The organism is Paenibacillus sp. JJ1722, assembly GCF_048282685.1.
In the GTDB taxonomy this organism is placed as follows: domain Bacteria; phylum Bacillota; class Bacilli; order Paenibacillales; family Paenibacillaceae; genus Paenibacillus; species Paenibacillus polymyxa_B.
In genome coordinates this window covers 2,411,536-2,424,277 of sequence record NZ_CP182500.1, presented here as the reverse complement: position 1 = coordinate 2,424,277, position 12,742 = coordinate 2,411,536, and the positions used below count along the sequence as shown (strand labels likewise).

The 12,742-nt window shown below is 45.9% G+C and carries 9 protein-coding genes; 3 read left to right on the top strand and 6 right to left on the bottom strand.

All coding sequences use genetic code 11. From position 1 onward, the window contains the following. Positions 1-4: 4 nt before the first annotated feature. Entirely contained in the window at positions 5-1,498 is a 1,494-nt protein-coding gene (locus ACM1ND_RS11055; protein WP_023988325.1) for a tagaturonate reductase, read from the bottom strand. Positions 1,499-1,812: 314 nt separating this feature from the next. On the opposite strand from ACM1ND_RS11055, the gene poxB reads away from it, so the two are divergent. Then, a complete protein-coding gene (gene poxB, locus ACM1ND_RS11050) occupies positions 1,813-3,537 on the top strand; it encodes a ubiquinone-dependent pyruvate dehydrogenase (RefSeq protein WP_028542396.1) in 1,725 nt (574 codons plus the stop codon). Positions 3,538-3,635: 98 nt separating this feature from the next. On the opposite strand, the gene ACM1ND_RS11045 is transcribed toward poxB, so the two are convergent. The 3 genes from ACM1ND_RS11045 to uxaC all read right to left on the bottom strand — a co-directional run bounded on the left by ACM1ND_RS11045 (position 3,636) and on the right by uxaC (position 7,703). After that, a complete protein-coding gene (locus tag ACM1ND_RS11045; protein ID WP_028542397.1) occupies positions 3,636-4,640 on the bottom strand; it encodes a LacI family DNA-binding transcriptional regulator in 1,005 nt (334 codons plus the stop codon). 87 nt (positions 4,641-4,727) lie between these two features. Continuing rightward, positions 4,728-6,128, bottom strand: coding sequence for an MFS transporter (locus tag ACM1ND_RS11040; protein ID WP_071558824.1), 1,401 nt, complete (start codon positions 6,126-6,128; stop codon positions 4,728-4,730). 150 nt (positions 6,129-6,278) lie between these two features. Beyond that, positions 6,279-7,703, bottom strand: coding sequence for a glucuronate isomerase (gene uxaC, locus ACM1ND_RS11035; protein ID WP_028542398.1), 1,425 nt, complete (start codon positions 7,701-7,703; stop codon positions 6,279-6,281). Between the two features lie 518 nt (positions 7,704-8,221). Between uxaC and alsS the strand changes: the two genes are divergently transcribed. Both alsS and budA read left to right on the top strand, forming a co-directional pair. After that, positions 8,222-9,925 carry an acetolactate synthase AlsS gene (alsS, locus tag ACM1ND_RS11030; RefSeq protein ID WP_172828313.1) on the top strand — a complete coding sequence of 568 codons (1,704 nt, stop codon included), beginning with the start codon at positions 8,222-8,224 and terminating at the stop codon, positions 9,923-9,925. A gap of 162 nt (positions 9,926-10,087) precedes the next feature. Further along, the gene (gene budA, locus ACM1ND_RS11025; RefSeq protein WP_071558826.1) at positions 10,088-10,834 is read left to right on the top strand and encodes an acetolactate decarboxylase; all 747 of its coding nucleotides are present in this window, start codon (positions 10,088-10,090) and stop codon (positions 10,832-10,834) included. A 156-nt stretch (positions 10,835-10,990) separates the two neighbouring features. On the opposite strand, the gene ACM1ND_RS11020 is transcribed toward budA, so the two are convergent. Continuing rightward, positions 10,991-11,476 carry a tetratricopeptide repeat protein gene (locus tag ACM1ND_RS11020; RefSeq protein WP_028542401.1) on the bottom strand — a complete coding sequence of 162 codons (486 nt, stop codon included), beginning with the start codon at positions 11,474-11,476 and terminating at the stop codon, positions 10,991-10,993. A 153-nt stretch (positions 11,477-11,629) separates the two neighbouring features. Next, entirely contained in the window at positions 11,630-12,610 is a 981-nt protein-coding gene (locus ACM1ND_RS11015; protein WP_028542402.1) for a S8 family peptidase, read from the bottom strand. Positions 12,611-12,742 lie beyond the last annotated feature (132 nt).

Below are 12,742 nucleotides of genomic sequence, written 5' to 3'. Positions count from 1 at the left end.
TTGCTTATGCTCTGGGCACGCTGTTCCCGGTTAGAGAATCGAGCGTCTCCTTCATTCCTCTGCTTGTAATTTCATACACGTGCTGTGCCGTTTGTTCAGCCAGTCCTTCGATCTGGTTCAGGTCTTGCCCCCACCATGTCTGCCGGCCAAGTACCAGCGCAGTCAATTGCTTCGCCCCGGCGAGAGTACCGTCATATTTACTCCACAGTTCACCAAACGTACTCAACACTTCAGCTTCGTCTGCCAACGCAATCGACTCGCCATTTCTGTCACCCCGGTAAAATACGAGCAAGGACGCCAGCGAAAATACAATTTTGGCAGGCAACGCCTTACGCTGTGTCACATACTGGAGCAAGGATGGCAAGTTCCGTGTCTTGAACTTGGACACCGAATTTAGTGCGATACTCATAACATAATGACTTACATAGGGATTACGGAATCGTTCAATAACATCGTCGGCATATACATTCAATTCCGCTTCTGGCGAGTCCAGCGTCGGAATAATTTCTTCTCGAATCAGCGACTGGATAAAGTTTCCCATAATATCATGCTCGACCGCCTGCCCCACCGTGTCCAGGCCATATAAATAAGCTACAGGGGTAAGCGCCGTATGTGCTCCATTCAAAATGCGTACTTTCCGTGTACGGTATGGCGCCATATCGTCGACAATCAGTACATTCAATCCGGCCAAATGAGCAGGTAATTCTTCTTTAAGCCACTGTGGCCCTTCAATAACCCATAAATGATACTGTTCGCCCACAACAACCAAATCGTCCTTGTAACCCAATTCTGCTTGAATCTCATGAATCCGGTCTTTGGGATAACCAGGTACAATCCGATCGACCAAACTGTTGCAGAACGTATTCGATTCCTCCAACCATGCAATAAACTCGGCCCCAAGCTTCCATTGGTCCGCATATTTCAGTACGATTTCCTTGAGAGCGTCTCCATTACGGTCGATGAGCTCGCACGGAATGATCACCAGTCCCTTGCTCTGATCGCCCCCGAAGAATTGAAAGCGCTTGTACAGAAAGGCGGCTAGCTTGCCTGGAAAGCTCTTTTGCGGACGATCTTCCAATTGATCCTCTGGTGCATAAGCGATCCCCGCTTCCGTCGTGTTCGACACGACAAAACGCAGCTCCGGCTTTTGGGATAATGCTTCATACTCGGAAAAATCAGAGCCGTATGGATTAATCCCACGAGTGACGCACTCCACAACGGTATGCTCCTTCATGGCCTTCCCATCCTTAATCCCTTCAAGAATAACCGTATACAGGCCATCCTGCTCGTTAAGCTTCTCCACGAGGCCTCCTGGCTGCGGTTGTACAATCACAACTCCCGTATTCCATTCTGCCAGCTTATTCATTTTGTCAAATTGCCAGTCTACAAAAGCACGCAGGAAGTTCCCTTCCCCGAATTGCAGCACCCTCACAGGATGCGGGTCTGTTACGATAAAGCTTTTTCTGTTTAATTGGTCTAATTCATCTACTTGTTTCATCCGGAGTAACCTCCCACAATTACCATAATGATTTCATCGTTATTTTATCACAATGCACACGTTAACAAAATAGTTTTATCAATATTTTTAGTTTAAAAAAATAATAATGACAATAATATGAACACGTTAACATATACGTTTATATAAAAATTTGCAAGTATATCGTCCTTTTTCTGTTGTTTCGCACCTGATCCAAGACGGTTAAGGCTAACTATCACCCTATCCCGAGACCTTGTTCTTATATACATTTCAGGAGAATAGACGCAAGAAAGCACGGGCAGGATAACACTACTTACTAGGCAGGAGGAACATCTATGAAGACAATCGCAGATACTATTGTACAAGTTTTGGTCAATGCAGGGGTCAAGAGGGTTTATGGCATTGTTGGAGACTCTCTAAATAATATGGTTGATTCCATTCGCAGCAATGGTCAAATCGAATGGATTCATGTAAGGCACGAAGAAGTGGCTGCCTTTGCAGCCGGAGCGGATGCTGACCTTAGTGGTAGCATTGCTGTATGTGCTGGAAGTAGTGGTCCCGGAAATTTGCATCTGATTAATGGTTTATATGATTGCCACCGCAATCGGGTGCCTGTACTGGCTATTGCCGCTCATATTCCAAGCGACGAAATCGGAAGTGAATATTTTCAAGCTACGCATCCTGAGCATCTTTTCGGAGAATGCAGTCACTTCTGTGAGGTTATTACGACACCGCGTCAAATTCCCAGAACGGTGACCATGGCCATTCAACAGGCAATTTCACGTTCAGGTGTCTCCGTCATTGTTCTTCCCGGTGATGTAGCAGCTTTGGAGGCGGAAAAGGTACCTGTCCCTGAACATGTCTATCATCCCACTGCACCTGTAGTGCATCCGTCAGCTTCCGAAATTTCCAGACTGGCCGAATATTTGAATAAAGGCAAACGAATTACGTTACTATGCGGCGCCGGCTGTGCACAATCTCATGAATTGCTCATGCAGCTATGCGACAAGTTAAAATCCCCTATGGTATCTGCTCTGCGAGGCAAGGAATATCTGGAGTATGACAACCCTTACTATGCTGGATTGACGGGACTGATCGGGTATTCTTCCGGGTACCATGCGATGATGGATTGTGACGTCCTGCTTATGCTCGGAACAGACTTCCCTTACAGACAATTTTACCCTGAAGATGCGATTGTCCTACAGGTAGACATAGAGCCAGCCCATCTCGGCAGACGTACTCCGTTGACGTATGGTTTATGCGGGGATGTAAAAGCCACATTGGAAATGCTGCTACCGCATTTAACGTCAGAGCATGATTCCAAGCATCTAGAGAAAACCGTCTCCCACTATACCAAGGTACGCCAGGAGTTGGATGACCTTGCCGTCGGTAAACCAGGTCATACGCCGATCCATCCCCAATATCTCGCCAAGGTCATCAGTGACGCCGCGCAGGAAAATGCTATTTTCACCTGTGATGTCGGTACTCCCACTGTATGGGCTGCGCGTTATTTGCAGATGAACGGTCAGCGTCGGCTTCTCGGCTCGTTCAACCATGGCACGATGGCAAATGCGCTGCCGCAGGCAATCGGAGCGCAGGCTACTGAGCCTGACCGACAAGTGATTGCCCTCTCAGGCGATGGCGGGCTCACGATGCTGATGGGCGATCTGCTCACTCTGAAGCAGCATCAGCTGCCTATTAAAGTCATTGTTTTCAATAATGGCGCTCTCGGTTTTGTCGAGCTGGAAATGAAAGCAGCCGGATTCCTGGAAAACGGCACTGAACTGGTGAATCCTGATTTTGGTGCTGTAGCGCAAGCCATGGGGCTCAAGGGCATCCGGGTTGAAGATCCAGCAATGCTGGAGGATGCCATTCAGCAAGCATTGGCTCATGATGGCCCTGTTGTGGTAGACGTGGTGGTGAACCGTCAGGAACTATCTATGCCACCCAAAATTAATCTTAAACAAGCAGAAGGATTTACACTGTGGATGATGAAAGCGATGTTGAACGGACGCGGTGACGAGATTGTAGAACTGGCTAAAACCAATCTCTTTCGTTAAATCCAGACGAAGCAGAGCGCATTTCAACCTAAAAGGGGCAGAAACCATACATTTAGCATGGTTTCTGCCCCTTTGGCCTGCTGTTAATAAAACGAAACTCAGCGTGGTCTGCTTGCCGTTGATTTCCGTTTCATAAGCGCAGTCTCCATAAATATAAGCTCACCCTCATTGGACGGTGACTGAATTCGTTCCAGAATGCAGGCGGCTCCGCGCTCACTTATCTGCTCAATCGGTCTTTTGACCGTTGTTAACGGTGGAGTCGTATACATTGAGAACCCGATATCGTCAAAACCAATGACTGAGATATCCTCTGGTACCTTCAAGCCGTTTTCGAATACCGCATTCATGGCCCCAATAGCCATATCATCGTTAGAGCAAAATACCGCTGTCGGCGGCTCCTGCAAGGAAAGCAGTTGCTTCATTGCCTGGCTTCCGCTTTCAGTATCATAATGACCTTGCACGATATATTCATGTCGAATCGGCTTACCACTATCAATCAACGCATTCATAAAACCCTCACGGCGTTGCTGGGTAGACTTGAAGCCTTCTACCCCTTCGATGATCGCAATGCGTTCATGCCCGCTTTCAACGAGAAAGGAGACCGCTTCATAGGACCCTTCCTTATCATTAGAAATCACATTTACAATCCCCGCACCGGACACCTGCCGATTCAGTACAACAAGCGGAATACCTTGACCGAGCACATGATAAATAAAAGGGTTGTCCGCCTCGCTCTGGCTCATCAGAATGATACCATCAAAACGCTTGCGGTGAATGGCCGAAAAATCGGCGTAATCGTCAATTCCTCGCACAAACAAATTGTAATCCACCCCGATGACATGATTAACTCCGCGGATGGTATCCGCAAAAAAACTGGAGCTGGTGCCTTCTGAAATACTGGTGAAAAACAGGCCAATCGTATGCGAGCGCTGGAGAACCAGGCTTTTGGCATTAAAATTTGGAATGTAATTGAGTTGCTCTGCCAACTCCATAATTTTGCGTTTCGTATCTTCTTTAATCAGCGGGCTGTTATTGAGCGCCCGGGAGACGGTTGTATGGGAAACATTAGCCAATTTGGCAATGTCTTTAATGGTAGCTGCCATATACGTATCCTTTCCTTAGTGAGGCTCTAAAAAAATTATATACCCACCATACCACAGGAGCCGCCCGGAAAAGAAGACTTTCACAAATTATACGTGGTTGTCCGCATGTCGACGCTGTAACTCTTGAACCATTTCTGCATGTCTACTGTCCGTCAGCTTGTACATTTTACCGATGACCAGCATGGCCAAAGCCAGGGCAACAGCCGGATAGAGACAAAGTAATGCCTTGATCCCAAGCAGCGTTCCAGAGGACTGAACCACATTCGGAACATACCCGATGAGCGCTAGTCCAATACCCGATAGAAAGCCAGACAAGGATTGAGCCAACTTACGTGAAAAGTTAAATAACGAGTAAGTAATCCCTTCCTTACGCTCCCCGGATGACCATTCGCCATAATCAATGATATCGGACACGAATGCCCAAGTAACCCCGTTAGGAATACTAATACCAATGAACGAAATACTGGCCAGGATTGTGAAAATATATACATTTGAAGGCATGAAAAAGTTAATAGAGTCGGCAATGACACTAACCAGCATCCCCAGTATAGCTGTTTTTCGTTTACCGAAGCGCCGTACCAGCTTGGGCAGGAACAACACACCCAGTAGCGACGAACCGATAATAATAAAATTCATATAAGCCATTAATTCTACATGCCCCAAGTTATATTCGGCAAAATAGATCAGCAGTGCGGACTTAATATTGTACGCGGATATGGTGAAAATCGTCATCAAAACGAGTACCAGCAAAGGCTTGTTATTCGTAAAGGTATGCACGATAACGCCTATAGATAGCTTCTCTTTTGGCCCGGACTGGCTAATAATACGTTCTTTCGTTCCTCGGTAACATATGATGAAAGCGATCACACCAATGAGTGACATAATCCCCATCACAACCGGATAGCCAACATGATGGTTAGGAAACAGTAAAATAAGCGGCATGACAACGACACTGGTGACGAATAATGCGCCCAGAGATCCTGCCTGACGGAAAGATGACAATGAAGCACGCTGATGAGTATCCTGCGTAATGGCGGCACCCAGCGAGCCGTATGGAATGTTTACAATAGAGTAGCCGATCCCCCAGATCATATAGGACGCATAGGCGTAAATGAGTTTTCCTGTGGGGGAAATATTCGGCGAAATAAAGGTTAGAACCGTAAGAATTGCAAGGATAACGCTTCCAACGATAAGAAAAGGCCTAAATTTTCCACGTGCACCGATATGTTTGCGATAATCAACAAAGGACCCGACAATGGGATCACAGATGGCGGCAAACAGCTTGCTGACCAAGAAAATGCCTGCGGCGGCTCCTGCAGAAACCCCTGCTACATCTGTAAAAAATTTCAGCAAATACAACTGCCCCAAATCAAACATGAATCCGTTTCCAAAGTCACCCATACCATACGAAATCTTTTCTTTCAGGCTAATATGCTCGCCTGTCTTGTTGTCAGTTTGGACGCTCTCCTGCACGATAGGCACTCCCATACCTACACACTCCTCTATGTTTGTAATTATTTTCACATATCTAGTTGATAACTATTTTGTTTTCAATTGCTCTTACCGGGAGTTTGAAACAAGCTCCTGGCAAGAGCTATTTTTTATAAAGTTAGTGAGTTCTCACCTTAGGCGGTAGCTTCACTTACTATGAACAACCGTTGGGAAATTAAAATATTGCTCAGCGTTATTGTAGCAAATGTTTTGTACCATTGCTCCGAGCAGTTCCAGATCCTCAGGCGCCTTACCCTCCTGAACCCACGTCCCAATTAAGTCACAGAGTATACGGCGGAAATATTCATGGCGTGTGTAGGAAAGGAAGCTGCGGGAATCCGTCAGCATACCAATAAAGCGGGACAGCACCCCATAGTTAGCCAGCAACTTCATCTGCTCCTGCATGCCTTCGATATGGTCGTTATACCACCATGCCGTGCCAAACTGGATTTTCCCTACAGTTCCACCGGATTGGAAGCAGCCCGCGAGACTTGCCAGTACTGGATAATCAACCGAATTAAGCGAATACAAAATGGTTCTCGGTAATCCACCTGCCAGCTCCTGTGCGTCCAGCAATGCCGCCAATGGACGAGCGATAGAGCCATCATTTACGGCATCGTAGCCTGTATCCGGTCCTAAATGACGGAACATAGCCGTGTTGTTGTTACGCAGCGCGTGAATGTGGTATTGCATAGCCCAGCCATGTTCTGCATACTGTTTGCCAAGGAAAACCAGAACGTATGATTTATATTTCGCCTCCTCTAAAGGAGTCACATGGCCTTCCTCCAGCGCCTTGCTGAATATGGCTGCCGCTTCCTCCAGTGTCGTTTCTTCATAGACTACAGTATCCAGCGCATGATCAGATACCCGGCCTCCAGCAGCATGGAAATGGCGCACCCGGCTCGCCAGCGCATTCAAAAATCCTTCCAGGCCAGAAACATCCAGTCCGCTGACTTCACCCAACCGAGCCACCCAAGGCTGGAAAGTTTCACGATTAATTTCCAAAGCTTTATCGGGGCGGAAGCTTGGCAGCACTGCCACTGGGAAATCGGTCAGCTTGCTGATTTGTTTGTGGTATTCGAGATGGTCTGTCGGATCATCCGTGGTGCACACCACAGTTACCTTCGAGTTCACAATCAGATCACGTGCGCCAAATCCCTTTCCCTGCAGCTTTTGGTTTACCTTTTCCCAGATCACTGGTGCGTTCTGTTCATTCAGCAGCTCATAGACACCAAAAAAGCGTTGAAGCTCCAAATGCGTCCAATGGTACAGCGGGTTGCCTATTAGTGTAGGTACGGTTTTGGCCCAAGCCAAAAACTTGTCATAATCTTCACCATCCCCCGTAATCAGGCGTTCCTCAACCCCATTAGCCCGCATAAGTCTCCACTTGTAATGATCTCCGTACAACCAGGCTTCCGTAATATTTTTGAACGCTTTATTTTCATAAATTTCTTGTGGACTTAAATGACAATGATAGTCGATAATCGGCATATCCTTGGCGTACTGATGGTACAAGATTTCAGCCGTTGGATTGCTCAACAAAAAGTTTTCGTCTAAAAACGCTTTAGTCATTACTCTCTCATCCCTTCTATAATCGTGTTTCCTAATAAATTGTTAACGTTAACAAAAATGTTCGAGATACTACTTGCCTTTTAACAATTACATTCCCCATAGCAGTGGGAAATCCATATGATTTGTACAGGACAATACAACTATAATATGATACCTGTACATCATGTCATACTGGTTTTCTTCACCTTAAATTTAATGTTTACGTTAACAACAATTACATTGTAACCGCTATCCTTTGTAGAGGAAAGTGATTTTTATCATGTGAGCGGATAAAAATGATCTACCTCCATTTGGGACATATCTGTTCTATACCTTCTCGATGACCGACACCACAAGAAAATTCCACAATTTTAATTTTCCGTGATAGATCAAACTTTGAAAACGTTTTATATATTTTTCTCTTTTTTTCTGAAAATTTCTTTCTTGAAAATACCAGTTATTGTATTATAATTGCAATATACATCCATTGATTTACATTAAAAGTATTTCATTAGTTATTTCACAGAGAAGAAGAAGAGGTGGTAGCATTGAGTACAAAAGTGCAAGCTGTTCAAACTAAAACTATATCCGATACAAAAGGAGCCGACCTTGTTGTCGATTGCTTGATCAAGCAAGGGGTTACCCATATTTTTGGCATTCCAGGTGCCAAGATCGATTCTGTTTTTGATGTTCTTCAAGATCGGGGGCCCGAATTGATCGTATGTCGTCATGAACAAAATGCCGCCTTTATGGCAGCGGCAGTCGGTCGATTAACCGGTAAACCGGGCGTATGCATTGTTACCTCAGGTCCAGGCGCATCTAACTTGGCGACAGGACTTGTCACCGCTAATGCAGAAAGTGATCCTGTCGTCGCCATTGCGGGTGCAGTCCCAAGATCCGAACGCTTGAAACGCACGCACCAATCTATGGATAACGCCGGACTATTCGAACCCATCACCAAATACAGTGTAGAAGTAGAACATCCTGATAATGTACCGGAAGCAATTGCTAATGCATTTCGAATTGCGACCTCAGCCCAGCCTGGAGCCACATTCGTCAGCCTGCCGCAGGACGTGTTGACTTCGTCATCTGAAGTAACAGTCATTGAGAAGGTTTCTCTTCCCCAACTCGGAACCGCACCCGCCGGACTCATCAAACAAGTCGCAGAGCAAATCAAAAAAGCCAAGCTGCCCGTACTTCTTCTCGGCATGAAAGCCAGCACGCCTGAAGCCACCGCAGCTATCCGTGCTCTCATCCGAGATACAGATCTGCCTGTTGTCGAAACCTTCCAGGCCGCTGGAGCCATCTCCCGTGAACTAGAAGACCACTATTTTGGAAGAGTGGGTCTGTTCCACAATCAACCGGGTGATATGCTTCTTGGAGCCGCAGATTTGGTACTGACGATTGGCTATGATCCTATCGAATACGATCCAAAAAACTGGAACATTCCGGCAAACCGAACACTCATTCATCTGGATGACCATCAAGCCGATATTGATCATGATTATCAACCGGACTACGAGCTAATCGGAAATATAGCCCTGATTGTGGGTAGCCTTGCAGAAGAATTACCTACCTTAAAGCTACCTAAATCCTCCTGCGACCAATTGAATCGTCTGCGCCATGATCTAAACGAGCAAGCGGCTGTTCCCGCACACAAGCATGATTTTCTGATTCATCCATTGCAATTTATTCGTACACTGCGCAGCCTGATTGATGATAACGTCACAGTCACCTGTGATGTCGGTTCACACTATATTTGGATGGCACGATATTTCCGTTCGTATGAACCGCGGCGCCTTCTATTCAGCAACGGAATGCAGACGCTAGGCGTAGCGCTGCCTTGGGGGATTGCTGCCACGCTCGTCAATCCCGGTCACAAAGTCGTTTCTATTTCTGGAGACGGAGGATTTCTTTTTTCATCCATGGAGCTCGAAACCGCCGTACGTCTTAACTCACCGTTGGTGCATATCGTATGGAGAGATGGTTCCTATGACATGGTCGCTTTTCAACAACAGATTAAATACGGAAGAACGTCTGGTGTAAAATTTGGAGATGTTGATGTAGTGAAATATGCTGAAAGCTTCGGCGCCACTGGATTACGCGTGCACTCTCCTGAAGAACTAGAAAGTGTATTGCAGCAGGCACTTCATACCGATGGTCCTGTGGTCGTCGATATTCCGATTGATTATCAGGATAACATCCAGTTGGGACGTAAACTGCTGCCTAACCAATTAAACTAACCTTAACCATGCCTCAGTCGTGACGGCTTTATGACAATTATGGAGTATAACGTTTTTTTAATGATTTTTTTGAGTTATTCATGTTATTTACTGAAATTTTACGTTTATTATTGAAAAAGAAAGAAAATAAATGCATACAATTATAAAAGGAAGTGTATTGCCATGACCGTTGCGCAATTGGAAACCAAGCAAGAAGCTGATCATGATATTTACCAAACATCCACTATGCTTGCTCTATTAGATGGTCTTTATGACGGAGTTGTTGCCTTTGAGGAGTTGCAAAAGCACGGGGATTTCGGAATTGGTACCTTTGATCAACTGAATGGCGAGATGATCGCGTTCGATGGTGAATTTTATCACTTGCTTCCAGACGGTACGGCCCATCTCGTAAAACCGGAAGAAACTACACCTTTTTCCACTGTCACCTTTTTCCAGGAAGATTTCACATATACTATTGACCGCCCTATGCATCGTGAAGAGCTGGAAGCTCTGCTGTTAACGTTGTTTCCAAGCCGTAATCTGTTCTATGCCTTCCGTATGGATGGCACTTTTCATGAAGTAAAGACACGGACCGTGCCTCACCAAGTTAAACCATACAAACCTTTTATCGAAGCGACCAAATCACAGCCTACCTTCACTTTTAATGAGGCTTCCGGCGTGATTACAGGTTTTTGGACACCTGCCTATGCTCAAGGTATTGGGGTAGCCGGATTTCATCTGCATTTTATTAACGATGAACGCACCGGAGGCGGGCATGTCTTTGATTTTATCGTCGAAAAGTGTACCATCCGCATTTGTCAAAAATCCAATCTGCACCTGGTCCTGCCCGATACGCCGGATTACTTGAAGGCCAACCTGTCCAGAGAAAACCTGGAGAAAGAAATTGCCGTTACTGAAGGTGCGCAGTAATCACAGTTATTTAACTCATCAAGTTACGGACCCTATAGCTAAACAATAAACAGTAAAAGATCACAGTCAGGGAAGAGAATTACTGCTCTCTGACTGTGATCTTTTTATGTACGAGCGTATATACACGTTACTGCTTATGCTCTCACTCCGGTTCACCTATGCCTCGATCTGATCCAGTTTATCTGCATAATATTGAATGGCACGTGAGTACTCCTGTGTAGATAAATCCGAGGTCGTCTCAGCCACCTCCATTAGCAGCTTCTGCATGGCTTTCCCGTATTCCCCCAGATTATACAACACCATCGCGTAAAATACCCGAAACGGTCTGTAATCCGGAAATTCGTTCATTCCTGTTTCCAACCACGCTTTCGCCTTGGCGTAATCTCCCAATACACGATATGTACTGCTTAGTCCCAGGATGGCTCCTTTTCTTGATTCTGCGGATAACGCCATACCTAGGCTTTTTTCATAATAGGCAACCGCTTCCCTCTCTAAGCCCAATGAATCATGCGTCCAAGCTGTCTGATACCACAATTCTGCATCATTTTGCTGCTGTTCTAATGCCTTTAAAAGAAGCTTACGTGCTTTCTCTGCTTGCCCTGTTCGTCTAAGCTCGTCAGCTTGCGCCATGATATCGTTCATATTCTCCTCCACTTCTGACTCATGCCTATCTTTGAGATATATGTTACCCGACATTTGAATGCAATGTAAATGGAGTTTTTCCTAAGATTTGAAATCCAAAAAAACGACCCTCCCTTTAGGAGAGCCGCTATATTTCCCAATTGAAGTTACGGTTTATTTAACCTTCAATGATCCTACAGTTAGTATTCCCGCTACACGCTGCGCGTCGAAAATACGAGAAAGCTCCTCCACTGCCGTCAAGTACAGTAGACCGTTGCCCTCCAGCTTAGGAGAATTGCCCAGTGGAATCGTGCGTTTGATGAGTTGTGCGTATAATTCCGGTTCGGTGAGATCACGCTCAAAGCTCGCATTCGCCAGCTGCTTAATCAACGCCAATGCACCTGCTACGTGCGGTGTAGCCATCGAAGTTCCGCTAAAGGTCGCATATTTGCCGCCCGGAACGGTGGACAAAATATCTTCTCCCGGTGCAACCAAATCCACCTCATTATTAGAATTACTAAATTCTGAGGTGTGCCTGTCAAAATTGATAGCACCTACGCTAATCACTTCATTATAACAGCCGGGGTAGCCAAGCTCGTCCGTTCTGTCGTCACCGTCTCCCTCATTTCCAGCTGCACAGATGACTAAGATTTGGCTAGCTACAGCCTTTTTTACTGCTTCATGAAGCTCTGGCACATCCTCAGGACCGCCAAGTGACATCGATATGATATCTGCCTTTTGCTCAATCGCATAATAGATGCCTTGAATAATCCAGTCATATTGACCGGAGCCCTGCTTGTTTAGCACTTTGATGATGAGTAGGTCTGCCTCTGGAGCAACACCCACGACACCATCCGCATTTTCTGCTGCCGCAATGGTTCCTGCCACATGCGTACCATGACCGTTGTAATCCTTGAAAATTTCCGGATCACCTTGATCATCATCCGTGAAATTCCGGCCGCCAATAATGCGCGCCTTCAAATCAGGATGGTCCGAATCACAGCCCGTGTCCAGCACCGCCACCTTCACGCCTCGGCCTCGAGTCTGGTTCCATACCGCAGGAGCCTGAATCAGCTCTACACCTCGCGGTATTTCATTCACTTGTTGCTCCTGCTTGATCACTTGGTAAGGAATGATATGCACTTTACGTTCCATCTTATTCCCTCCTTCATGGATTCAATCGGAAACCATCCGTCTTTGAAACTTTGAAAACCTCTACTACATTCGAGGTTACTATATTCTAGCAATTTTTGAAAAGTTTGAACATCCCCATTTTGCTTATTTTTG

What these genes read in the sequence shown, in the direction of transcription:
- ACM1ND_RS11015 (WP_028542402.1), bottom strand. Translation starts at nt 12,610, where the DNA reads ATGGAACGTAAAGTGCATATCATTCCTTACCAAGTGATCAAGCAGGAG.
- budA (WP_071558826.1), top strand. Translation starts at nt 10,088, where the DNA reads ATGACCGTTGCGCAATTGGAAACCAAGCAAGAAGCTGATCATGATATT.
- ACM1ND_RS11045 (WP_028542397.1), bottom strand. Translation starts at nt 4,640, where the DNA reads ATGGCAGCTACCATTAAAGACATTGCCAAATTGGCTAATGTTTCCCAT.
- ACM1ND_RS11020 (WP_028542401.1), bottom strand. Translation starts at nt 11,476, where the DNA reads ATGAACGATATCATGGCGCAAGCTGACGAGCTTAGACGAACAGGGCAA.
- uxaC (WP_028542398.1), bottom strand. Translation starts at nt 7,703, where the DNA reads ATGACTAAAGCGTTTTTAGACGAAAACTTTTTGTTGAGCAATCCAACG.
- ACM1ND_RS11055 (WP_023988325.1), bottom strand. Translation starts at nt 1,498, where the DNA reads ATGAAACAAGTAGATGAATTAGACCAATTAAACAGAAAAAGCTTTATC.
- poxB (WP_028542396.1), top strand. Translation starts at nt 1,813, where the DNA reads ATGAAGACAATCGCAGATACTATTGTACAAGTTTTGGTCAATGCAGGG.
- ACM1ND_RS11040 (WP_071558824.1), bottom strand. Translation starts at nt 6,128, where the DNA reads ATGGGAGTGCCTATCGTGCAGGAGAGCGTCCAAACTGACAACAAGACA.